The sequence below is a fragment of the Skermanella pratensis genome (assembly GCF_008843145.1).
Lineage (GTDB): Bacteria > Pseudomonadota > Alphaproteobacteria > Azospirillales > Azospirillaceae > Skermanella > Skermanella pratensis.
In genome coordinates this window covers 3,556,487-3,579,709 of record NZ_CP030265.1, presented here as the reverse complement: position 1 = coordinate 3,579,709, position 23,223 = coordinate 3,556,487, and the positions used below count along the sequence as shown (strand labels likewise).

23 protein-coding genes and 1 pseudogene are annotated in these 23,223 nt (G+C 65.8%); 19 read left to right on the top strand and 5 right to left on the bottom strand.

Annotation, left to right across the window (positions count from 1 at the left end; genetic code table 11):
- The first annotated feature begins 84 nt into the window (after positions 1–84).
- The 16 genes from urtA to DPR14_RS16235 all read left to right on the top strand — a co-directional run bounded on the left by urtA (position 85) and on the right by DPR14_RS16235 (position 15,043).
- Entirely contained in the window at positions 85–1,371 is a 1,287-nt protein-coding gene (gene urtA, locus DPR14_RS16310) for an urea ABC transporter substrate-binding protein (protein WP_158046097.1), read from the top strand.
- A 112-nt stretch (positions 1,372–1,483) separates the two neighbouring features.
- Complete coding sequence (gene urtB / locus DPR14_RS16305; RefSeq protein WP_158046096.1) at positions 1,484–2,410, top strand: urea ABC transporter permease subunit UrtB; 927 nt, start codon at positions 1,484–1,486, stop codon at positions 2,408–2,410.
- Positions 2,411–2,420: 10 nt separating this feature from the next.
- Entirely contained in the window at positions 2,421–3,560 is a 1,140-nt protein-coding gene (urtC, locus tag DPR14_RS16300) for an urea ABC transporter permease subunit UrtC (protein ID WP_158046095.1), read from the top strand.
- Positions 3,561–3,563: 3 nt separating this feature from the next.
- A complete protein-coding gene (gene urtD, locus DPR14_RS16295) occupies positions 3,564–4,310 on the top strand; it encodes an urea ABC transporter ATP-binding protein UrtD (protein ID WP_158046094.1) in 747 nt (248 codons plus the stop codon).
- A gap of 15 nt (positions 4,311–4,325) precedes the next feature.
- Positions 4,326–5,015 carry an urea ABC transporter ATP-binding subunit UrtE gene (gene urtE / locus DPR14_RS16290; protein ID WP_158046093.1) on the top strand — a complete coding sequence of 230 codons (690 nt, stop codon included), beginning with the start codon at positions 4,326–4,328 and terminating at the stop codon, positions 5,013–5,015.
- Between the two features lie 56 nt (positions 5,016–5,071).
- Positions 5,072–6,301 carry a formamidase gene (gene fmdA, locus DPR14_RS16285; RefSeq protein ID WP_158046092.1) on the top strand — a complete coding sequence of 410 codons (1,230 nt, stop codon included), beginning with the start codon at positions 5,072–5,074 and terminating at the stop codon, positions 6,299–6,301.
- 25 nt (positions 6,302–6,326) lie between these two features.
- Positions 6,327–6,683: an FmdB family zinc ribbon protein gene (locus tag DPR14_RS16280; protein WP_158046091.1), complete on the top strand. Its 357-nt coding sequence runs from the start codon at positions 6,327–6,329 to the stop codon at positions 6,681–6,683.
- 246 nt (positions 6,684–6,929) lie between these two features.
- The gene (locus DPR14_RS16275; RefSeq protein ID WP_158046090.1) at positions 6,930–8,084 is read left to right on the top strand and encodes a coiled-coil domain-containing protein; all 1,155 of its coding nucleotides are present in this window, start codon (positions 6,930–6,932) and stop codon (positions 8,082–8,084) included.
- A gap of 183 nt (positions 8,085–8,267) precedes the next feature.
- Positions 8,268–8,972, top strand: coding sequence for a hypothetical protein (locus DPR14_RS16270; protein WP_158046089.1), 705 nt, complete (start codon positions 8,268–8,270; stop codon positions 8,970–8,972).
- 105 nt (positions 8,973–9,077) lie between these two features.
- Entirely contained in the window at positions 9,078–9,809 is a 732-nt protein-coding gene (locus DPR14_RS16265; RefSeq protein WP_192498980.1) for a DMT family transporter, read from the top strand.
- Positions 9,707–9,985, top strand: a complete 279-nt coding sequence (locus DPR14_RS16260; protein WP_192499501.1) for a DMT family transporter — start codon at positions 9,707–9,709, stop codon at positions 9,983–9,985. Before DPR14_RS16265 ends, DPR14_RS16260 begins: the two co-directional genes overlap by 103 nt.
- A 193-nt stretch (positions 9,986–10,178) precedes the next feature.
- A complete protein-coding gene (locus DPR14_RS16255) occupies positions 10,179–11,006 on the top strand; it encodes an NAD-dependent epimerase/dehydratase family protein (RefSeq protein WP_158046086.1) in 828 nt (275 codons plus the stop codon).
- Positions 11,007–11,091: 85 nt separating this feature from the next.
- Positions 11,092–11,790, top strand: coding sequence for a FadR/GntR family transcriptional regulator (locus tag DPR14_RS28300; protein ID WP_281352629.1), 699 nt, complete (start codon positions 11,092–11,094; stop codon positions 11,788–11,790).
- Complete coding sequence (gene glxR, locus DPR14_RS16245; RefSeq protein WP_158046084.1) at positions 11,787–12,674, top strand: 2-hydroxy-3-oxopropionate reductase; 888 nt, start codon at positions 11,787–11,789, stop codon at positions 12,672–12,674. The genes DPR14_RS28300 and glxR overlap by 4 nt, the downstream gene beginning before the upstream one ends.
- 52 nt (positions 12,675–12,726) lie before the next feature.
- Complete coding sequence (locus DPR14_RS16240; protein WP_158046083.1) at positions 12,727–13,998, top strand: glycerate kinase type-2 family protein; 1,272 nt, start codon at positions 12,727–12,729, stop codon at positions 13,996–13,998.
- A 10-nt stretch (positions 13,999–14,008) separates the two neighbouring features.
- Positions 14,009–15,043, top strand: coding sequence for an aldose epimerase family protein (locus tag DPR14_RS16235; protein WP_158046082.1), 1,035 nt, complete (start codon positions 14,009–14,011; stop codon positions 15,041–15,043).
- A 17-nt stretch (positions 15,044–15,060) separates the two neighbouring features.
- Here DPR14_RS16235 and DPR14_RS16230 read toward each other — a convergent pair whose 3' ends face one another.
- The 3 genes and pseudogenes from DPR14_RS16230 to DPR14_RS29120 all read right to left on the bottom strand — a co-directional run.
- The gene (locus DPR14_RS16230) at positions 15,061–16,068 is read right to left on the bottom strand and encodes a calcium-binding protein (protein ID WP_158046081.1); all 1,008 of its coding nucleotides are present in this window, start codon (positions 16,066–16,068) and stop codon (positions 15,061–15,063) included.
- 105 nt (positions 16,069–16,173) lie between these two features.
- A complete protein-coding gene (locus tag DPR14_RS28295; protein WP_246148225.1) occupies positions 16,174–16,419 on the bottom strand; it encodes a hypothetical protein in 246 nt (81 codons plus the stop codon).
- Between the two features lie 13 nt (positions 16,420–16,432).
- Positions 16,433–16,537 (bottom strand): annotated as a pseudogene (locus DPR14_RS29120) (LysR family transcriptional regulator); the annotation flags it as partial.
- A gap of 49 nt (positions 16,538–16,586) precedes the next feature.
- Between DPR14_RS29120 and DPR14_RS16220 the strand changes: the two are divergent.
- Entirely contained in the window at positions 16,587–17,642 is a 1,056-nt protein-coding gene (locus DPR14_RS16220; RefSeq protein ID WP_425500943.1) for a zinc-binding alcohol dehydrogenase family protein, read from the top strand.
- A gap of 129 nt (positions 17,643–17,771) precedes the next feature.
- Positions 17,772–18,239, top strand: a complete 468-nt coding sequence (gene lysM, locus DPR14_RS16215; protein WP_158046079.1) for a peptidoglycan-binding protein LysM — start codon at positions 17,772–17,774, stop codon at positions 18,237–18,239.
- An 84-nt stretch (positions 18,240–18,323) separates the two neighbouring features.
- Here the strand turns inward: lysM and mepK are convergent, their stop codons facing one another.
- Positions 18,324–19,001 carry a peptidoglycan L,D-endopeptidase MepK gene (gene mepK, locus DPR14_RS27465; RefSeq protein ID WP_211103790.1) on the bottom strand — a complete coding sequence of 226 codons (678 nt, stop codon included), beginning with the start codon at positions 18,999–19,001 and terminating at the stop codon, positions 18,324–18,326.
- 91 nt (positions 19,002–19,092) lie between these two features.
- Positions 19,093–20,511, bottom strand: a complete 1,419-nt coding sequence (locus tag DPR14_RS16205; RefSeq protein WP_158046077.1) for a right-handed parallel beta-helix repeat-containing protein — start codon at positions 20,509–20,511, stop codon at positions 19,093–19,095.
- Positions 20,512–21,031: 520 nt separating this feature from the next.
- On the opposite strand from DPR14_RS16205, the gene DPR14_RS28735 reads away from it, so the two are divergent.
- Entirely contained in the window at positions 21,032–23,218 is a 2,187-nt protein-coding gene (locus DPR14_RS28735; RefSeq protein ID WP_192498978.1) for a right-handed parallel beta-helix repeat-containing protein, read from the top strand.
- Positions 23,219–23,223 lie beyond the last annotated feature (5 nt).

The window sequence follows — 23,223 nt, the reverse complement described above, 5'->3', positions numbered from 1 at the left end:
ATACGTCAATTACCGTATTGCTGCATCGCGGCATCGACCGGAACCTTCGCACCTGCCCGACGCCAGAACGCTAAAGGAGGTTGCATGTCTTCCGATCACTTCCCGACCAGCCCTGAGTCCGATCGCCCCGAATCCGCCCTGCGCCGCAAGCTGCTGCTCGGCATGGCGGCCCTGCCTGCCTCGGCGCTTCTGCCGGGACTGCTGCCCCGGACGGCCTACGCGCAGGCGCCGGCGACTTCCGCGGTCAACACCACCGGGCTCGCGGTGACCGACGGCACCGTGCGGGTCGGCATCCTCCACTCCGTCACCGGCACCATGGCGATCAGCGAGACCGGGTCGGTCCAGGCGGAGAAGCTGGCGATCGCGCAGATCAATGAGATGGGAGGGGTGCTCGGCCGCAAGATCGAGTTCATCCAGGAGGACGGCGCCAGCGACTGGCCGAACTTCGCGGAGAAGGCCAAGAAGCTTCTGGTCAACGACAAGGCCGCCGCGGTGTTCGGCTGCTGGACTTCGGCGTCCCGCAAGGCGGTGCTGCCGGTATTCGAGCAGTACAACGGCATGCTCTACTATCCCACCTTCTACGAGGGCCTGGAGCAGTCCAAGAACGTGATCTACACCGGGCAGGAGGCGACGCAGCAGATCCTGGCCGGCATCGACTGGGTCGTGAAGGAGAAGCAGGCCAAGAGCTTCTACCTGCTGGGCTCCGACTATATCTGGCCGCGCACCTCCAACAAGATCGCCCGCAAGCACATCGAGAAGAACAGCCTCAAGGTCGTGGGCGAGGAGTACTTCCCGCTCGGCCATACCCAGTTCAACTCGGTCATCAACAAGATCAAGCTGACCAAGCCCGACGTGATCTACGCGATCATCGTCGGCGGCTCCAACGTCGCCTTCTACAAGCAGCTCAAGGCGGCCGGCATCGACCTGTCCAAGCAGACGCTGGTCACCATCTCGGTCACCGAGGACGAGATCCTCGGCATCGGCGGCGAGAACATCGCCGGCGCCTATGCCTGCATGAAGTATTTCCAGTCCCTCGACAACCCCAACAACAAGGCCTTCGTCCAGGCATTCAAGAAGATGTGGGGCGAGAACATCGTCATCGGTGACGTGACCCAGGCGGCCTATCTGGGACCCTGGCTGTGGAAGCTGACGGTGGAGAAGGCCGGCAGCTTCGACGTGGACAAGGTGGCGGCGGCCTCCCCCGGCATCGAGTTCTCGCAGGCGCCCGAAGGCTATGTCCGCATCCACGAGAACCATCACCTGTGGAGCAAGACCCGCGTCGGCAAGGCCAAGGCGGACGGCCAGTACGAGGTGATCTACGAGACGGCGGACCTGATGGAGCCGGACCCCTTCCCGAAGGGCTACCAGTGACCGCCGCATCCAGCTTCCGCGGAGAGGATGCCTGAGCGGCCTGGGGCCTTCGCCAAACAGCAGTGTTCAATCCAGGCATCCTCCTCCCGATAGTCCACCAGGAGAGCGATCCATGTTCGAAGGCTACACGCTGGCCGAACTCGGCTCCATTTTCGCCATGCAGGGGTTCGCCGGGCTGATCCTGTTTTCCGTTTTCGTGCTGATGGCCCTCGGGCTCGCGATCATCTTCGGGCAGATGGGCGTCATCAACATGGCGCACGGGGAATTCCTGATCCTCGGAGCCTACATCACCTATTTCACGTCGAACTTCTTTCTCAACTACATACCGGCCCTGTTCAGCGCCTATTTCTTCGTCGCCATGGCGCTTGCCTTCGTCGGGGCGGGGGCGCTCGGCATGCTGGTGGAATGGTCGATGATTCGGCACCTCTACCGAAGGCCGCTGGACACGCTGCTGGCGACCTGGGGCCTGAGCCTGATCCTCCAGCAGTTCTACCGCTCGGTCTTCGGCGCCCGCGAGGTCGGCGTGGAACTGCCGCAATGGCTGATCGGCTCGCTGCCGGTCACCGACGTGATCGAAGTGCCGATCAACGGCCTGTTCGTCATGGCGCTGACCCTGATGATCACCACGGCGGTCGGCGTGCTGATGTACCGCTCGCGCTGGGGCAAGCAGGTCCGGGCCGTGATGCAGAACCGGGTGATGGCCGGTGCGGTCGGCATCGATACCGAACGGGTCGACCGCTACACCTTCGGCATCGGCTGCGGCATCGCCGGGGTCGCCGGCAGCGCCTTCACCATGGTCGGATCGACCGGGCCGACCTCCGGGCAGCTCTACATCGTCGATACCTTCCTGGTGGTGGTTTTCGGCGGTGCCCAGAGCCTGCTCGGCACGATCGCGTCGGCCTTCGTGATCTCCCAGGCCCAGTCCACCATGGAATTCTTCCTCAGCGGCTCGATGGCGAAAGTGCTGACGCTGCTGACGGTGGTCGGAATTCTCATGCTGCGGCCCCAGGGCCTGTTCGTCCTCAAGGTAAGGCGGTGAGGGACCATCCATGAGAAGCGGCAATATCTTTCTCAGACGGAACGAGGTCGTCTTCCTCGTGGTGCTGGCGGCCCTGCTGCTGGTCGTCTTTCCCATGGCGCTCGACGGCTTCCGGCTGAACCTGGTCGGCAAGTACCTGACCTACGCCTTCGTGGCGCTTGGCCTGGTGCTGTGCTGGGGCAACGCCGGCATCCTCAGCCTGGGGCAGGGGATCTTCTTCGGGCTCGGCGGCTACTGCATGGCGATGTTCCTGAAGCTGGAAGCCTCCAGCCCGGAGGCGACCGCGATCCAGTCCACGCCCGGCATCCCCGACTTCATGGACTGGAACCAGATCACCGAGTTGCCCTTCTTCTGGCTGCCATTCCACAGCCTGGCATTGACCATCCTCGCGATCCTGGTGGTGCCGGCGGCCTTCGCCTGGATCATCGGCGTCGCGATGTTCAAGCGGCGTGTCGGCGGGGTCTATTTCGCGATCATCACCCAGGCCATCGCCGCGATCCTGACGATCCTGATCATCGGGCAGCAGGGTTATACCGGCGGCATCAACGGCATCACGGACCTGCGCACGCTCAAGGGCTGGGACATCCGCACCGACTTCGCGAAGGAAGTGCTGTACTTCGTCACCGTGGCCCTGCTGCTCGGCTGCCTGCTTGCCGCCCAGTTCGTCCGCCGCTCCAAGTACGGCCGCATCCTGGTGGCGATCCGCGACAAGGAGGACCGGGTCCGCTTCTCCGGCTACGACGTCTCCAACTTCAAGATCTTCATCTTCTGCTTCGCCTCGGTCCTGGCCGCGATCGGCGGGGCGATGTTCACGCTCCAGGTCGGGTTCATGTCGCCGTCCTTCGTCGGTATCGTGCCGTCGATCGAGATGGTGATCTATTGCGCCGTCGGCGGCCGGCTGTCGCTGTTCGGCGCCGTCTACGGCACGCTGTTCGTCAACTACGCCAAGACGATCTTCTCCGAGAGCTTTCCGGAACTGTGGCTGTTCGCCATGGGCGCCCTGTTCATCGGCGTCGTGATGGCGTTCCCCAACGGGCTCGCCGGTCTCTGGCAAGTCCATGTCCAGCCGCTGTTCGACCGCTGGACGGCCTTCCGTCCCGGCGCGCGCCCGATCGCCCCGGCCGCCGCCCCCGCCGAGCGGAGGACCTGAGCCATGGTGAACGAGACCGGTTTCCTCCTCTCGGTCGAGGGTCTGACCGTGTCTTTCGACGGCTTCAAGGCGGTCGAGAACCTGTCCTTCTATGTCGAGGAGAACGAGATCCGCGTCATCATCGGCCCCAATGGGGCCGGCAAGACCACGGTGCTCGACCTGATCTGCGGCCGGACCCGCGCCACGGGCGGCTCGATCAGGTTCAAGGGCAAGGAGATCTCCCGGCTGCGCGAGGACAGGATCGTGGCCGAGGGGATCGGCCGCAAGTTCCAGAATCCCTCGATCTATGAGGATCTGAGCGTCTTCGAGAATCTGGAGATCTCCTACCCGCGCGGCCATTCCGTGTTCGGCGCGCTGGCCTTCAAGCGGGACGCCGCGGTGAGGGGCCGCATCGACGAGATCGCGGAGACCATCTTCCTGGCGGACCACCTGGACCAGCGGGCTGAATTTCTGAGCCACGGGCAGAAGCAGTGGCTGGAGATCGGCATGCTGCTGATCCAGGACCCCAAGCTCCTGATGCTCGACGAACCAGTGGCCGGCATGAGCGTGGCCGAGCGGGTCAAGACGGCTGACCTGCTCAACCGGATCATCAAGGACCGCGCGGTGATCGTGATCGAGCACGACATGAAGTTCGTCGAGGACATCGCCCACCGGGTCACCGTCCTGCATCAGGGGAAGGTCCTGTCCGAAGGATCAATGAGCCACGTGAAGAATGATCCCCGCGTCGTCGAAGTCTACCTTGGCCATTAGGGGGAAACGCCGAAAATGCTCAACGTCTCCAGCCTTCATGTCGCCTATGGCCAGAGCGAGGTTCTCCATGGCCTGGACTTCACGGTCGCTCCGAACGAGATCGTCGCGATCATGGGCCGCAACGGAATGGGCAAGACCACGCTGATGAAGTCGCTGATGGGGATCGTGCCCACCCGCAGCGGCTCGGTCGCGGTCGGCGGGGCCGACATCACCCATCTCAAGAGCCATCAGCGCGTGGCCAAGGGCGTCGGCTTCGTGCCCCAGGGCCGGATGATCTTCTCCACCATGACGGTGCAGGAGAACATTGAGACCGGCCTGACCGTCTCGGGCGAGACCAGGGTCCCGCCCGACATCTACGAGCTGTTCCCGGTCCTGCTGGAGATGAGGAGCCGCCGCGGCGGCAACCTGTCCGGCGGCCAGCAGCAGCAGCTCGCCATCGCCCGCGCGCTCGCCAGCCGGCCCAAGGTGCTTCTGCTGGACGAGCCGACCGAGGGCATCCAGCCCAGCATCATCCGCGACATGGCCCGGACCCTGAAGCGCATCCGCGACGAGCGCGGACTGAGCATCGTCGTGTCGGAGCAGGTGCTGAGCTTCGCGCTCGACATCGCCGACCGCGTCCTGGTGCTGGAGAACGGCAGTATCGTCCAGGACCAGCCCCGGGCCGGCATCGACGAGGCGCAGGTCGCCCGGTACCTGTCGGTCTGAACGCCGTATTTCCTTTCGCCCTCAAGACAAACAACCCATCGAGAAGGAGTGCTGACATGGCGGAAACAATCATCAAGATCGACCTGGGCTCTTCCCCCTACGACAACGACATGATCCATAACCGCTGGCACCCGGACATCCCGATGGTGGCGACGGTAAAGCCCGGCGACGACTTCATCGTCGAGTGCTTCGACTGGACCGGCGGCCAGATCAAGAACGACGACAGCGCCGCCGACGTGCGCGACGTAGACCTGAGCCAGGTCCATTTCCTGTCCGGCCCGATCGGCGTCGAGGGGGCGGAGCCGGGCGACCTGCTGGTGGTCGATTTCCTCGACATCGGCGCCTTCCCGGCCAGCCAGTGGGGCTTCAACGGCTTCTTCTCGAAGAACAACGGCGGCGGCTTCCTGACCGAGCATTTCCCCGAGGCGCAAAAGTCGATCTGGGACTTCGAGGGCATGTTCACCAAGTCGCGCCACGTGCCGGGCGTCCGCTTCCCCGGCCTGATCCATCCCGGATTGATCGGCTGCCTGCCGTCGCGCGACATGCTCCAGACCTGGAACACCCGGGAGAAGGCGCTGTTCGACACCAACCCCGAGCGGGTGCCGGCGCTCGCCACGCTGCCCTACGGCCCGACCGCCCACATGGGCAGGCTCGAGGGTGACGACGCGAAGGCGGCGGGCGCCGAGGGCGCGCGGACCGTGCCGCCGCGCGAGCATGGCGGCAACTGCGACATCAAGGACCTGTCGCGCGGCGCCAAGGTGTTCTTCCCGGTCTATGTGCCGGGGGCGGGCCTGTCCATGGGCGACCTGCACTTCAGCCAGGGCGACGGCGAGATCACCTTCTGCGGCGCCATCGAAATGGCCGGCTGGATCCACCTGAAGGTCGAGCTGATCAAGGGCGGCATGGCGAAGTTCGGAATCAAGAACCCGATCTTCAAGCCCAGCCCGATCAAGCCGACCTACGACGATTACCTGATCTTCGAGGGGATTTCGGTCGACGAGGGCGGCGTCCAGCATTACCTCGACGTCCATGTAGCCTACCGCCAAGCCTGCCTTAACGCGATCGAGTACCTGACCAAGTTCGGCTTCACCCGCGCCCAGGCCTACGCGATCCTCGGCACGGCGCCGGTCCAGGGCCATATCAGCGGCGTGGTCGACATTCCCAACGCCTGCGCCACCCTGTGGCTGCCGACCGGCGTGTTCGAGTTCGACATCAATCCCGGTTCGGACGGACCGAAGAAGATGCTGGACGGCTCGGTCGACGTGCCGCTCGCCCCGGACCTGTGAACCCGGATCTGTCAGGAGGAGCACCATGCCGGTCTACGATTATATGTGCGAAAGCTGCGGCGCCTTCACGGCGCTGCGGCCCATGGCCCGGTCCGCCGAGCCGTGCGGCTGTCCCGATTGCGGGGCGCCAGCGTCCAGGGCCTACCTGTCCTTCCCCAGCATCGGCGGCATGGACCCGGCGCGCCGGGCCGCCTTCGAAACCAACGAGCGGAGCGCCCACGCGCCTAAACTGTCGAAGAAATCCGACCGGCAGGCGGCGGGCCACTCTGGCGCCCACGGTCCGGGCTGCTCCTGCTGCTCGGGCGGCAAGAGCAGCGCCGTCTATACGCGGGACGGCGCGAAGACGTTCCCGTCCAAACGTCCCTGGATGATCTCGCACTGATTGCGAAGTCGTCATGAAAAAGGGGATCCGGGAGACCGGCTCCCCTCATTGCGAGAACAAGTAGTTGCCCAAGTCGGCAAATCGGTTTCACCACGATCAATACGGCATCCGGGCTTCAGGCGAGAGCGAAAGTCGTAGTCCCTGGAGAACCCCGTTAGTACTCACCCGGTTATTGACTTGGCATGCATACCTATGGCCCCCTAGCCAAAACATCGAGACGATAACAGAGAGCATAGGGAGGCGAGCGTGGCTCACAATGGAACAGAGGCCGAGCCCACGGGGACGGCCGCCCCGAGCGGAACGCACAATACCGGTCCCGAAAACGCCGGACGGGAGCCCGGCTGGGTCAATCGGCGGACGATCTATTTGCTCGGCGGCGCGACGGCCATCGCCCTGATCCTGGCGGTGACCGGTTGGACCCGGGCCAATACCTACAGCAATCAGGCGGAGAGCCTGAAAACGGAAGTCGCCGGCCTTCAGGCGCAGCTCGGTGACGTCCAGGGGCAACTCACCACCACCCAGGGCCAACTCGCCACAGCGCAGGGGCAGCTCGCCACCGTCACCGGCGAGCGCGACCAGCTGCAGCCGCTGACCACCCAGGTCGCCAGCCTCAACGACGAGCTCGCCAATGTCCAGGTCGAGCGGTCGATGATGCTGAACGAGCGGAACGGCATCGTCCAGAGGCTCGGCGCCGTCACATGGGCGCGCGATGTCGGCGAGACCGACGTCGCCCGGCTCGAAAAGCGGGTGGCCGCACTCACCAGCCAGCGGGACGAACTGATGCCGCTCGTCGACGAGGTCGCCCGGCTGGAGCGCCTGCGCGCCACCCTGCTGGGCGAGCGGAACGAGCTGGTCCAGAAGATCGGCGGCGTCGCCTGGGCGCGCGACATCGCCGAGGACAAGGTCGCGGAACTCGGCAAGAACATCGAGAGGCTTCGGGCCGAGCGGGATCGGATCGCCGCCGACATGACGGCCATGGAGTCCGCAATCGGTACCCGGGAGGCGCTTGAGGACCAGGTGGCCAGGACCGGGGCCGAGGCTAAGGAGATCGAAGGCCAGCTCGCCAACCTGACGGCCCGGCGCGACGAGCTGAACGCCGAGATCGCGCAGAGCGAACAGCGGATTTCCGAACTCCAGGGCGCTGTTTCGCTTGCCAGCCAGAACCTCGCCGCCATCGGCAACGAGGTGGCCCAGCGGTCGCAGGCCCTCAACGCGCTGCGCCAGCAGCAGCAGGAGGCGACCCGTCAGGCCGAAGCGGCGAAGGCCGTCTTCCTCGATGCGGAGAAGCAGCTGAGCCTCCTGCGCGACCAGATGGTCAACCAGGCGGAGGTGCTGCGCGCGGCCGCCAAGCCCAGCGAAGGCGATGCCCCGGCGAGCGGACCGAGCCAGCCTTCACAGTGATCCGGAGACCCGGGTCCTTTGAATCCCGCGGGCCCCACGGCCCGCGGGACCGCCGTGCGAAGCCGATCCGCAGTAACCCGAATGAGCGCCCGGATCGAGGCGGCCGATTGCACCCTTCTTGACCACAAAGCGGATCGCGCGTGTTAACAGGTCCGGTATCGTGGAAGGCTAGGGGAGAGATCATTGATCCGGGACCGCCAGAAAACCGACGGTGGGCTGTCGATCAGGCTGTGTACGACGCTTCAGGCCGCCATCCTGTGCCTGCTGATCCATCCCGCTGCGGCACGGGCCGAGCAGACTGAAACCCATGTATGCACCCTCACGGACCAGACCCGGCGCATGGACCGGGTCTTCGAGCCGGGCGGTGCGCCGTGCTCGGTCCGCTATTACCGGAACGCCGAGCCGGCGCAGACGCTGTGGCAGGCACGGGAAACCGGCCAGGTCTGCATCGATGCCATCGCCCGGATGAAGCGGGATTTCGAGGCCCAGGGATACAGCTGCACCGGCGGCGACACGGGTGGCGACGATGCCGGCGGGATGCCGGCCGCGGCCCCCCGGAGCGGTCAGAGCGGCCCGCCGGACCACGCCCAGGCGGGCGGCCAGAGCATGCCGCCCCAAGGCGAGCCGGCGCAGAACCTGTGCTATGCCGTGACCTATCGGGACTGCGCGCCCGGCCAGGCGGATTGCCGCGCGCAGCCGGCGTCGATCTGCCTCCAGCCCGACAACCGGTGGCTCCTGACCGACGGGATTCCCGCCGGCCTCGATCCGGCCTCACGGTTCCTTCCGGGCGATCCCGGCAAATGCTATCGCGTTTACCGCAACGGGGAGGCGCTGCCCCTGTGCACGGACGACGCCGGCTCACCCACGGCGGTCTGGTCGCTCCGCTGACGATTCAGGTGAGTTGCCCGCCTGCGGCGCAGCGGCTATCTGAGCGTGGTACTTCCCCGCCCGCCGGGCTGCTCCTGCCGGCAACGCGCAGAACGGACCACCGCCGTGACCCAAGCCCAGACGCTGACCGATGCCGCTCCGGTCGATGCTGCCCTCGCACGAAGCCGCCGGCTCCAGGGCATAGGGCTCGCCGTCGCGGCGGTGACCCTGTTCTGCTTCCTGGACACGTTGGCAAAACTCAGCAGCCGGCATGTTCCGACCGTGGAGGTCGTCTGGTTCCGCTACTCGATCCATTTCGTCCTCGCCATGGTGTTCCTGAATCCGTGGCGTTCCCGGTCGGCGTGGCGTACGAACCGGCCCTTCGCCCAGGTCGGCCGCGCAGCCCTGCTGACCCTGTGCACCGGCCTCAACTTCATGGCGCTGCGCTATCTTCAGTTGGTCGAAACGGTGACGATCCAGTTCCTGGGACCGCTGTTCATCGCCATCCTGTCGGTGCTGTTCCTGAAGGAGACGGTCGGGCCGAAGCGCTGGGTCGCCATCGCGGTCGGTTTCGCCGGGATCCTGGTGGTGACCCGGCCCGGCGTCGCGGAAGTCCATTGGGCAGTGCTGCTGTCGCTGGCGTCTGCCGCCACCAGCGCCGGCTATGTCATCATGACCCGGTCGCTCGCCCAGTCGGAATCGCCCGGCAGCATGCTGCTCGTCATGGCGGCTTTCCCGACGGTGGCTCTGCTGCCTTGGCTATACGCCGCGTGGGTGCCGCCGCCCGACCTTGCGACCTGGGCGATGCTGGGGGCGCCGGCTTCTTCGGCGCCGCGGGGCATTTCCTGCTCATCCTAGCCCACCGGCACGTCCCGGCGTCCGTCCTGGCTCCCTTCACCTATGCCCAGATCATCGGCATGGTGACCCTGGGCTACCTTGTCTTCGGCCACGTCCCGTCGCCCTGGACCTTCGCCGGCGCCGCGATCATCATCGCTTCGGGGCTTTACCTGCTGGCGCAGGAGCGGAAGGCCTGACCCTGCAATCCGGCTGAATTGGTCAGGCCACCCGGCCATTTAGCCGGTTGACGGGCGTGCCTGTTTCATCGACACTCACCGGCATGCCGAACGCCCGCAACAGCAAGACGGGCCTGTCACCAGGGATGGGGGAAATGCGCATGCCGTCACCAGGCAGCTTTTCACGCCGCACCGTCACCGAAAGTTGGCCGCAATGACGAAAGTCGCCCTGTCCGGGGGCAGCGGCTCCATCGGGCGCGTGCTGCGTCCGGCGTTGCTGGCCCGCGGCTTCGGTCTGCGTTCGGCCGGCGGGTCACGCCCGCTCGACCCGGTCTCGCCGGAGGAGGAGGTCTGCCACGGCGACCTCCGCGACCCGGCCGTGGTGGACCGGCTGCTCGCCGGCACCGACGTGCTGGTCCACATGGCCGGCACCAGCAACGAGAAGCCGCTGCCCGAGATCATCGAAAACAACCTGCGCGCCCTGTACGAAGTCTACGAGGGTGCCCGCCGCCACGGCGTCCGGCGGGTCGTCTTCGCCAGTTCCAATCACGCGACCGGCATGCACCCGGTCGAGGAGAAGCTTGGCCTCGACTGCGATTACCGGCCCGACGGCTTCTACGGCCTCAGCAAGGTCTGGGGCGAGGCCATGACCCGGATGTATTGGGACAAGCACGGCATCGAGGGAATCAGCCTGCGGATCGGCTCCGCCGAGGAGCGGCCGACCCAGTTCCGCCATCTCAGCACCTGGCTCGGCCACGAGGACATGATCGAGCTGATCGTCCGCTGCGTCACGGCGCCGGACATCGGCTATCTCGCCGTCTGGGGGGTCTCGGCCAACACGCGGTCCTACTGGGACAATTCGGGTGCCGAGCGGCTGGGCTATCGCCCGCGCCAGAATGCCGAGGATTACGCCGCCGAGATCCTGCCGAAGCCCAACCCGCTCGACGCCGTCGGCCAGCGCTACCAGGGCGGCAGCTTCGCCCCGATGAACCATACCCCGCCGGAACGCCGGCCCCGCCCGCTGTCGTCCGACGATCGCTGAGCGTCCGCCGGTATCACCGAGCCGGAAGCCGGAGGACCTTGCGCTGCCCATCCAGACCGTAGAGACACAGCGGCTGTACCAGCAGGTGGCCGGCCAGCTCGGCGACCTGATCCGGCGGGGCGAGCTCCCGCCGGGCCATCGCCTGCCCCCCGAACGCGACCTCGCGCGCCAGCTCGGCGTCAGCCGTCCGACGGTGCGGGAAGCCATGATCGCGCTGGAGATCGCCGGCCTCGTGGAGGTCCGGACCGGGTCCGGCGCCTATGTCCGCAAGGCTCCGCAAGGGGCATCGCCATTCTTCTCGGCGCCCGATATCGGTCCGAGCCCGTTCGAGCTGATCGCCGCGCGCCTGCTGATCGAGCCGGAGGTCGCCTTCGCCGCCGCCGGCCGCGCCACCGCCGACGACCTCGCCTCGATCGCCCAGGCGCTGGACCTGATGCGGGACGGGGTCGCATCCGGGCAGGACGTCCGGACCGCCGACCGCCTGTTCCACGCCCGGATCGCCCGCGCGACCGGCAACTCCGTGCTTGCCTCGATGGTCGAGCGGCTGTGGGACGACTCCGGCGAGCCGATCTTCGACGGGCTGAGCCGGCGCAGCGGCCTGCCCGAGAACCATCGGGCATCGCTGGCGGAGCATGCTGGCATCCTCGACGCGCTGGGCCGCCGCGACGGGCCTGCCGCGCGCGACGCGATGCGCCGGCATCTGGCCGGAGTCGAGAAGATCATGCTGGCCGACGATTGGCCCGTACCGGCTCGGCAGGGCGACAATCAAGGAGAAGGGACATGAAGGTAGGTTTCATCGGGCTCGGCATCATGGGCCGCCCCATGGCGGGGCGCATCCTGTCCGCCGGCCACGAGCTGACCTTGGTCAAGCACCGCTCGCCCATCCCGGAAGAGCTGGTCGAGGGCGGCGCCAAGATCGTCGGGACCCGGCGTGCGGTCGCGGAGGCGGCCGACGTCGTCATCCTGATGGTCCCCGACACCCCCGACGTCGAGGAGACGCTGTTCGGCGCCGACGGCGTCGCCTCGGGCCTCGGTTCCGGCAAGGTGGTTGTCGACATGAGCTCGATCGCCCCCATGGCGACCAAGGAGTTCGCCCGGCGGGTCAACGAGCTGGGCTGCGACTACCTCGACGCGCCCGTGTCCGGCGGCGAGGTCGGGGCCAAGGCCGGAACGCTGACCATCATGGTCGGCGGCGAGCAGGCCGTGTTCGACAAGGTCAAGCCGCTGTTCGACCTGATGGGCAAGAACGTCACCCTGGTCGGCGGCAACGGCGACGGGCAGACCACCAAGGTCGCCAACCAGATCATCGTGGCGCTGACCATCGAGGCGGTCGGCGAGGCGCTGCTGTTCGCCTCCAAGGCGGGAGCCGACCCCGCGAAGGTCCGGCAGGCGCTGATGGGCGGATTCGCCAGCTCCAAGATCCTGGAAGTCCATGGCGAACGGATGATCAAGCGGACCTTCGATCCCGGCTTCCGCATCGAGCTGCACCGGAAGGACCTCAACCTGGCGCTCCAGGGTGCCCGCGAGCTGAAGGTGGCGTTGCCCAACACCGCCACCTGCCAGGAGCTGTTCAACACCTGCTCGGCCAACGGCGGCAATGCCTGGGATCATTCGGCGCTGGTGCGAGCCCTCGAACTTATGGCAAACCACGAGATCGGCGCCAAGTAGAGCGCCCCAGAACGGCCCGAACGGGCGCTACACAGGGAAAGGGACACCCATCATGGCGACACGGCAGCGCGATCTGCTGAGGGCGATGTTCGATGCCGCGGTCGATGCGGCATTGCCGGAGAAAGTCGTGCCGCGGCACCTTCCGCCGCCGCCCAAGGGCCGCACCATCGTGCTCGGAGCCGGCAAGGCTTCCGCCGCCATGGCGAAGGCGGTCGAGGATCACTGGCCGGGTCCCCTCGAAGGGCTGGTGATCACCCGCTACGGGCATGCCGTGCCGTGCCGCCATATCGAGATCGTGGAGGCGTCCCATCCGGTTCCCGACGCGGCCGGCCATGCCGCCGCCGCGCGCGTGCTCGAACTGGCGGAAGGGGCGGGGCCTGACGACTTGGTGCTGTTCCTGATATCCGGCGGCGGATCGGCCCTGCTGGCGCTGCCGGCGCCGGGCCTGACGCTGGAGGACAAGCAGGCGGTCAACAAGGCGCTGCTCGCTTCCGGCGCCGACATCGGGCAGATGAACGCGGTCCGCAAGCACCTCTCGGCGATCAAGGGCGGGCGGCTGGGTGCGGCGGCTCATCCCGCCAAGGTCGTCAGCCTGCTGATCTCCGACGTGCCCGGCGACGATCCCTCGGTCATCGCCTCCGGCCCCACGGTCCCGGACCCGTCCACCTTCGAGGACGCCCGGGCCGTGCTCCGGCGCTACAACATCACGCCGTCCGATGCCGTGCAGCGCCACCTGGACCGGGGCGAGGACGAGACTCCCAAGCCCGGCGACCCGCGCCTCGCCAACGTCACCAACGTGATGATCGCGACGCCGCAGCTCTCGCTCGAAGCCGCCGCCGAAGTGGCCCGCAAGGCCGGGGTGACCCCGCTGCTCCTGGGAGACGCGCTGGAGGGGGAGGCGACGGAGGTCGGCAAGATCATGGCCGGCATCGCGCTCTCCGCCGCGACCCACGGCCACCCGCTGCCGGCGCCCTGCGTCCTGCTGTCCGGCGGCGAGACGACGGTGACGGTGCGCGGCGAGGGCAAGGGCGGGCGCAACGTCGAGTTCCTGCTCTCCACCGCCGTCGCGCTCAACGGCGCCAAGGGGATCTGGGGCATCGCAGGCGATACCGACGGCATCGACGGAGCGGAGGAGGTGGCCGGCGCCATCATCACCCCCGACACGCTGCTCCGCGCCGCCGAACGCGGCATCGGCGCGAAGGCGAAGCTGGCCGACAACGACGGCCATACTTTCTTCGAGGCGCTGGGCGACCAGGTCATCACCGGACCGACCCTGACCAACGTCAACGATTTCCGCGCCATCCTGATCGATCCGGCGGAGTAGGGAGCCCGGCATGGCAAGGCATGAGAAACGGCCCTTCGGCGAGGGCGTCGACCTCCACACGCTGGCGAACGACGGCGGGATGACGGTGGAGATCCTGACCTACGGGGGCGTCGTCAAGGCGCTCCATGTGCCGGACTCCGCGGGCCGCGTCGCCAACGTCGTCCTGGGCTTCGACCGGCTGGAAGATTACGCGGAGCCCGGCCGCTATTTCGGCGCCATCATCGGCCGTTACGCCAACCGGATCGCGAAGGGCCGGTTCACTCTCGACGGCGAGGATTTCACGCTGGCCGTCAACAACGGTCCCAACGCCCTGCATGGCGGCCCGGACGGCTTCAACACCCGGATCTGGCGGGCCGACCGCGCCGGGGACGGCGTGCTCGCCCTGTCATACCGGAGCGCCCATGGGGAGGAGGGCTATCCCGGCACCCTCGACGTGACCGTCACCTACACGCTCGGCGACGACAATACGCTGCGGATCGATTACCACGCGGTCACCGACCGGCCGACCGTCGTCAACCTGACCAACCACAGCTTCTTCAACCTGGCGGGCGACGGCTCCGGCACCGTCGAGGGGCACGAGGTCTACCTGAACGCCTCGCACTACACGCCGGTCGACCAGACCTCGATTCCGACCGGCGCCGTCGAACCGGTGGCGGGAACGCCGTTCGACTTCACCCGGCCCACCATGATCGGCGCCCGCCTGCGCGACGGTCATCCGCAGCTTGCCATCACGCGGGGCTACGATCACAACTATGTGCTCGACAAGCCTTCGCCCGGTGAACTGACGCTGGCCGCCCGGGTGCGCGACCCGGTGTCGGGACGGGTGATGGAGGTGCTGACGACCGAGCCCGGCGTCCAGTTCTACAGCGGCAATTATCTCGACGGCACGCTGACCGGCGCCGCCGGGAAGCTCTACCGCCAGGGCGATGCGCTGTGCCTGGAAACCCAGCATTTCCCGGACTCGCCCAATCGCCCGCATTTCCCGTCGACCCGCCTGGACCCCGGCGAAGCCTTTCGTTCGACCACGATCCACCGGTTCGCCTGACGGCCGCGCCCGAAGCCTCACACCCAGCCGTGGTCGGCCATGGTTCCCTTGGGCAGCCCGACGGCGTCCACGTCGAGCGTGTGGACGACCGTTCCGTCGGGCATCCGGCTGGTGAAGATCGTATGTCCGTTCTTCTCGATCCAGCTCGTTTTCAGATCGACACCGTGCGTCCCGGTGAAGAACGCGGAAGCGATGCGGTCGCCTTCGGCGGCTTTGAAGCCGGTGATCCGGTCATGGCCCATTCCCTGGGACGGGCCGTGCCAGGACATCAGGAACAGGTCGGCCCCGCCGCCGCCGGCAAAGGTCTCGTCGCCCGATCCGCCCTCGAACAGGTCGGCGTGACGGCCGCCGGTGACCGTCGCGTCGCCGGCTCCGCCATGGAAGTCCAGCCGGGTATCGTCGGAGACGGTGAAGGCCTCGATCCCGTCGAGCGTGCCCGCCGCTTCGAAGGCCCAGCCATTGCGGTCCTGGAACCACAGGCTGCCACCGGACCCCGCGTCGTCGAGATCGATCGAGATGCGCGCCGGTGCCGTCGCGGTCGATCCGGTGTAGGGATCCACCAGCACCCGGGCACCGTCCGCGATGACGTGCAGGGTGTCGTGCCCCGTCCCGCCGGAGAAACGGGAGGCGGTCTCCCGGACCGTCCCATGTTCTTCCAGAACCAGGACGTCGTTGCCGCTACCGCCGGACAAGTCGTTGGTCCCTTCGCCGCCGACCAGACGGTCGTTGCCGGCGCCGCCGAAGAGCTGGTCGAAACCGGCGCCGCCGGAGAGATAGTCGTTGCCGGCGTCGCCGTGGAGGACGTCCGAGCCGTCTCCGCCGAACAGGGTGTCGATCCCGTCGCCTCCCCGCAGCGTGTCGTCGCCGGTTCCGCCGTCCAGTTTGTCGTCACCCGTGCCGCCGAACAGGCTGTCGTTGCCGCCCTGTCCGTTCAGGTAGTCGTTGCCGGCTCCGCCGCGGAGCGTGTCCGCCCACCGGGTTCCGTAAAGGACATCGCGTACCGGGCTGCCCATGCGGGTCGTCATCGTGGGATCCCTTGAAGGAGGAGGGGTGCGCAGCACCCGCGTCGATAGGGATGGTTAATAACACGTTAGCGGTGAGAATAAGAATTAATCATTTAGTAAGGAGCATCACTGCCCTTCGGCGGCGTCCGCGGTATCCCGGTAGGGAGGCGGTTGCCCGAAGCTTTGCTTCAGGAAATGGATGAACAGCCTGACCCGTACCGGCAGCGAGCGTACACTGGGATAGACCGCCCGGATCGCGCTGTCGCCCGCCAGCGGGTATTCCCCAAGGATCGGCAACAGCCGCGTCGCCACCAGCGTGCTGTCGGGCAGCGCCGATGCGGATGGCGACGTCGATCCCCTGCGCCACGACATCGACCACATGGTCCATCAGGTGCATCCGCACCCGCAGCCTGGGATGGACCTTCAGGAGTTCGGGCAGGATCGGCGAGTTGTACTGGCGCCCGAAGGAGGCGGGAGCGGTGACCGACATGAGGTCAAATGGTCAATTCGGGTTCAAGCCAATTATATGATCAGCGCCGATGATCCATCTCGGCGACAGGTTCATGAAGGAGAACAAGCACATGAAAGCCGTCGGCTACATCGAAAGCCTGCCCATCTCGGAAGAACGCTCCCTGTTCGACTTCGAAGCGCCCAGGCCGGAACCGGGACCGCGCGACCTGCTGGTGCGGATCGAGGCGGTGTCGGTCAATCCCGTCGATACCAAGGTCCGCATGCGACGCGCCGGAACGCCCGGACAGCCGGTGATCCTGGGATGGGATGCCGCCGGCGTGGTGGAGGCGGTCGGGCGTGACGCCACCCTTTTCAAGCCCGGCGACGAGGTCTTCTATGCCGGCAGCATCACCCGCCCGGGCAGCAACGCGGAATACGGACTGGTGGACGAGCGAATCGCCGGCCACAAGCCCAGAAGCCTTTCGTTCACCCAGGCCGCCGCGTTGCCGCTGACCGCCATCACCGCGTGGGAATGCCTGTTCGACCGGTTCCGCATTCCGATCGGCAAGGCACCGACCGACGACGCCATCCTGATCATCGGGGCGGCCGGGGGCGTCGGGTCGATCGCGGTTCAACTCGCCCGCAGGCTGACCAACCTGACCATCATCGGCACGGCCTCCCGGCCGGAAACCAGGGATTGGGTGGCGGCCTCGGGCGGGCATCACGTGATCGACCATTCGAAGCCCCTGTCGGAGGAACTGGCGAGGATCGGGCATCCGACCGTGCGCTACGTCCTGTCCCTGACGCACACCGACAAGCACTGGGCGGAGATCGTCAAGGTGCTGGCCCCGCAGGGCGAGATCACCCTGATCGACGATCCGGCGTCCCTGGACGTCATGCAGATCAAGGGCAAGGCCGGGACCCTTCACATCGAGCTGATGTTCGTCCGCGCCATGCACGAGACGCCCGACATGATCCAGCAGCACAAGCTGCTCGACGAGGTCTCGGCCCTGGTCGACGAGGGACTTATCAGGACCACCCTCGGACAGGAATTCGGCACGATCAATGCCGCGAACCTGCGCAAGGCCCACCAAGCCCTGGAGAGCGGGCGGTCGATCGGCAAGATCGTCCTGACCGGCTTCTAGGCTCCCGCAGCCCGGCCCTCCACGCAACCGCGGGACCGCCCGGGTGTTTGTTGTCCAGTTCAGTGACGGGCCCGCCCCGGCGGCCCGTCCCGTTTCCACACCCGGTCCACCCCCTTTGAGGAGAACACCATGGGCTTCTTCGATTTTGTCAAGGATGCGGGCCGCAAGCTGGGTATCGGCAGCGACGCCCCGACACCGGAAGAGCTGCGCGCCGAAGTCACCAAGCTCGGCCTCGAGGCCAAGGATTTCACGGTCGACGTGAAGGACGACATCGTCACCGTTTCCGGTACCGCCCCGTCGCAGGAGCAGCGCGAGAAGATCGTCCTGGCGCTTGGCAACGTGCATGGCGTCGCGAAGGTGGAGGACCGCCTGACCCTGGCCGAAGGCGCCGCGCCCGCCGCTGCCGCCACTCCGGCGGCCGCCAACGCGGCGCCTGAATCACGCTTCTATACGGTCAGGAAAGGCGACACGCTTTCGAAGGTATCGAAGGAGTTTTATGGGGATCCCAACAAGTATCAGGCGATCTTCGAGGCCAACCGGCCGATGCTGGAGCATCCGGACAAGATCTATCCGGGTCAGATGCTCCGCATTCCCTGATTGATCCGTCGGCAGACGGACGCGGAGCGCTGGTCAGCCGGAGGCCGGCGCTCCATAAGGTCCTCCGGCAGGCGCCGGAGTTCGTCAGCGACCGTTCCACTGCCGGACGTCGCCGGTATCGACGTGGATGAAGCCCGACCTGGGATAATAGCCGACGCCGCCCTTGCCGAGCGCGAGGGCGGCCTTCCGCATATTGCGCAGGCTGACTCCCGGAAGCGTGATGTCGACCGCTTGGCCAACCATATGATAACTGTGCGAAGCCGTCCGGATGCCGTGCCGGCGCAGGGCCGCGTTGGTCGCGGGCGTGCGGTACCCGGACAGGATCTCGAAAGGCTTGCCGGCATCGACGCTGTTCGCGACGTTGTACAGGATGTCGAGCAGGGCGGGGTCTATCGGGGTCGTCGCGTCGGTTCGCCAGTCACGCAGCACCCAGTTGATCTGGTCCAGCGCATCGACCCGGTAAAAGCCGTCTTCGAAATAGGTTTCCTTGAAGAATTCGCCGGTCTGGCGATGGTAAAGGTGAAGCTGTCTATCCTTCACCGGAGCGACCGCCGCGGCGGCTGGCCTGATCACTGAGAGGAGTGCTGCGGAAATCCCGCCCGCCAACAGCGATCGCCTCGACACCGCCCCTGATTTACCGCGAAAATGCATAAAACCAGCCCCATTATGGTTAATATCGTCACGCGAGCAATGCCCATGACTGGATTTTGTTTCGACGTCAACCCAAAAAATTAAACGATAATTAACCATGCCGGAGACCAATTTGGCACAATTCCCGGATTGCCCTCTTCCGGATGGGATTAGCCGGAAGAGGGCGGGGATTTCCCCGAAAGAGAGAGGAGGTAAAGATCCTTTAGAGCATCCACCCGGATGCGGAAGAGCTAGCCTGATCGATGCCTGGCAGTTCCGGCTGCGGCGCCCCGTCGATCGCGTGCCATCCGGTGAGGATCGCTGCGGCATCGTCGGCCGCATCACTCCCGGCCGGTTTGTCGGCCGTTTTGAAGAACAGGTAGTCAGCCGCCGGAACGGCATCGTCCGGCAGGTTCCCCGCATCGACGCCGCCGTCGCGGATCGGGGTATAGACCACGGACTCGTCGCCCACGACGATGCGGACGTCCGGCAGGTCTCCGCCGTTCCGGAGGTCGTAGCCCTCCGGCAGATCCTCACGGGCGATCGCGATCACGCCGGAGGCCGCTTCGTCCGAGGCCCCGGCCACGTCGCCCGCGCTCCTGGCGGAAGCCCAGGCGCCCTTCTGCCCAGAGGCGGCCGCGGTGTTGTCGCTGACATCCAAGCCGCCGCCGTTGCCCTTGTTCACCTGCACCAGTTTGGAGCTTTCGAAGAAGTTGCCCTCGATGGAGATGTCCTTGGAGTAGATGGGGCTCGGGTGGGCCGCCTTGCTGCGATCCACCCAGATCGCGGCCTTCTGGCCGTTATCGGGGTCAAGATAGTTGTCGCCGATATAGCTGTCCCGCGCGCCGGAGACGAGGATGGCGGCCTTGCCCACGTCCCGGACCTCGTTGCCGACGACCGTCAGGTCCTTGGCCTCATAGCTGCGCGCGTTCGGCCACATCCACTTGTCCGTCGTCCAGCCGCCCACGCTGATGCCCGCGGCCTTGGAATCCCAGACCTTGTTGTTCTCGATCGTGACGTTGGACGATCCGCCCTTGACCCCGAGAGCGGACGGCCCGTCGCTGCCGGACACGTCGTTGCCCGCGATGCGCGAATTATTGACCGCGACGAAGTCGATCCCCTCTTCGCCGGAGCCGGACACATCGTTGTTCAGCACTTTGACGTTGTATGCCTGCGAAACCTTGATGCCGTCCAGGCCGGAACTGTGGATCTTGTTGTCCTGGATGGTCAGGTCGCGGATCGGATCGCCGAAGCCGCGGCCCGACATGCCGAAATGGACGGCGTTTGAACCGGACGGCCCGTCGATCTCGAAGCCCTTGATCTTGATCCCCTCGACCCCGAAGCCGCTGATCGCCGCACGTCCCTGAGAGGCCGCCTTGATCGTCGCCTCATGGTTTCCATCAGCCGAAATCAGCGAAATGTCATCCTTTCGGACCCGGACATTCTCAACATAGGTGCCCGCCTTGACCATGATGTCGGTGCCACCCGAAGCGCGGTCGATTGCAGCCTGAATAGTTTTCAGGGGAGATGAAGAACTGCCGGAGTTGGAGTTGCTTCCGGATTTGGAAACCCAGATCAGACGATCGCCCATTATCATGCCACTCTTTGATTGTGCGTTACAGTCCGATCTCCGCTTGAGCAAAAGAGGTCTTTTACTCGGTTAAAGCAGACTTCATGCGGATCTGGTGCAGCGATTTGATGATTTGTACTTATCTGTACAGCGGACGATCCGGAAATTACATCCAATCGACCGGAGCGGGGGAGCAAAAAAGGCGTCTGCCGTTTCGACAAAAGTCGGTACGGCGTTGTGACACGGATCCGACCGGGCTGTGATCGTTTTCAGGTACGGATACTTGAATATCTCTTAATAGAGCTGCCTGCCACTGGCTCAGAGCCGCAGGAAAACGCCCGTAATCCCAGATATAGCAAGGGTTTTTCCATGCATCGGAATTGTTTCTGAATTCGGAGTATTTCCCACGTATCGGTTTTCCGCCCAATTTCACTAGCGGCATGGGCTTGACGGTAACGGTCTATTAAATCGTCCAGGACATTCTCTCGAAAGAAGTAACCCTATCAGATGATACGGGAGTTGAATGAAGGGCTGAAATGCCGCGGAGATGTTCGCGGGTCGGCCCTCGCTGAAATTCGAGAGGAACTGGAACGTGACCCCGTTTTCCAACATCGCGCCGCAGCGCACCATTTGGGTTTCCAACAAGGGCAGCAACAGCAACAGTGGATCGGAAAGCTCACCATTCAAAACGATCCAGGCTGCATTGGACAAGGCGACGCCTGGAACGGCCGTCATGGTGAAGGCCGGCACGTATGTTGAGAACGTCAACTTCAAGCACAGCGGTACGGAAAAGGCGCCGATCTGGTTGATCTCGGCCGACGGCAACGGAGCGGCGAAGATCAAGCCCGCCAGTGGCGGGACCGCGACGATCGCCGGTTTCGGCGAGGAGAACATCGTCGTCCGCGGCTTCGACGTGACCGCGCAGTCCAAGCAGAACGGCATTCAGTTCGGCATGGCCGGTACTGACTTCAAGGACATGGTCAAGAACATCGTCGTCGAGGACAATATCATCCGCGGCGCCGGCATGGATGGCATCAAGATCTCCCAGGGCGACAACATCCATATCCTGGACAACACCATCATCGGCGCCGGCGACCAGGGCATCGATTTCGTGGCGGTCAATGACAGCGTCATCGCCCGCAACGACATTTCCAAGGTCACCGGCGTCGCGGGCCTGTTCGCCAAGGGCGGCTCGACGAATGTCCGGATCGAGTACAACAGGGTCCACGACGTCGATGTCGACGGCATCTCCATCGGCGGCTGGACGACGCCCAAGTGGATGCGCCCGGGCATGCGCGACTACGAAGCGAAGAACGTCGTCGCGATCGGCAACGAGGTCTTCGACGTGGGCAAGCGCCCGCTCAACTTCCTGGGCGCGGTCGACAGCACGGCGACCGGCAACCTGCTGGCCGGCAATCCCAAATACTACACCGTCGTCAACGTCGCGGCCGGCAAGACCGGCGGCCAGGCCACTCCGTCTTCGGACATCACGATCACCAACAACACCATCAACCGGTCGAACAACTGGCTGAACGTCGAGTCCGGGCAGGGCAAGGGCCTGCAGGTTTCGAACAACCGCTTCGACGGCGTGTGGAACGGCAAGGCCGGTCCCAACTCGGGAGGTCCCGCCTCCGGCGGGACGCCGCCCAAGCCGTCCGATCCGGTCGACACCGTGACGGTGACCGACGCCTCCTACACCATGCCGTCGTCGGTCGAGAACGCCAACGTGACGCGCTCGGCCGGCTCCAAGGTCACCGGCAATGCCAAGGACAACGTGATCAAGGGCGGCGCGGGCAACGACGTGCTTGATGGTGGCGCGGGCAACGATCGCCTGACGGGCGGCGGCGGCAACGATGTGTTCGTCATCGCCAAGGGCAAGGGCAACGACGTCATCACCGACTTCAAGGCCGGGGCTGGCGCGGGCGACACCGTGCGCCTGGAAGGGGGCTCCTTCACCAGCTTCGCGGCGGTCAAGGCGGCCATGAAGCAGTCGGGCGCCGATGTCGTGCTGGACCTGGGCGGCGGGCAGACGCTCAAGTTCCTGAACACCAAGCTCGCCGCCTTCGCCGCCGACGATTTCGGCTTCAGCCCGGCCGGCTCCGGTTCGGCGCCGACGCCGTTGCCCACCGTGGCCCAATGGCGGGAGAGCGCCGGCTTCACCGCGACGCTCAAGGGTACGTCGAAGGCCGACATCCTGACCGGTACCGACAAGAACGAACAGCTCGACGGCGGCTCCGGCCATGACGTCATGAAAGGCGGCAAGGGCGACGACACCTACGTGGCCGGGAGCATCTACGACAAGGTGGTCGAGAAGCCGGGCGAGGGCATCGACACCGTCAAGGTCTGGGACGTCGCCTTCACGGCGCCCGACAATGTCGAGAACCTGATCGGGCTCAGGGCCGGCGGCATGACCCTGACCGGCAACGGCCTGTCGAACATCATCAAGGGCAATGACGGCAAGGACATCATCACTGGGGGTGGCGGCGCCGACCTGCTGTACGGCGGCGGCGGAAGCGACAGGTTCGTGTTCAACGGCCTTGGAGACAAGGGCGACGTGATCATGGACTTCAAGGTCGGCCAGGATATCCTGGACCTTCGGCCCCTGATGTCGGGCCATGGCTCGGACTACGCTGTCGAGGTGGTCGCCAAGGGGCCGAGCGCCGTGGCCGTCTGGGTCCATCACGACGGCAAGGTGGACGAGTTGGTGACCCTGATGGGTATCGGGTCCAACGATGTCGGCTCGATGCAGCCGGGCAAGGCGGCGTGGCTGCTGGCCTGATCGGC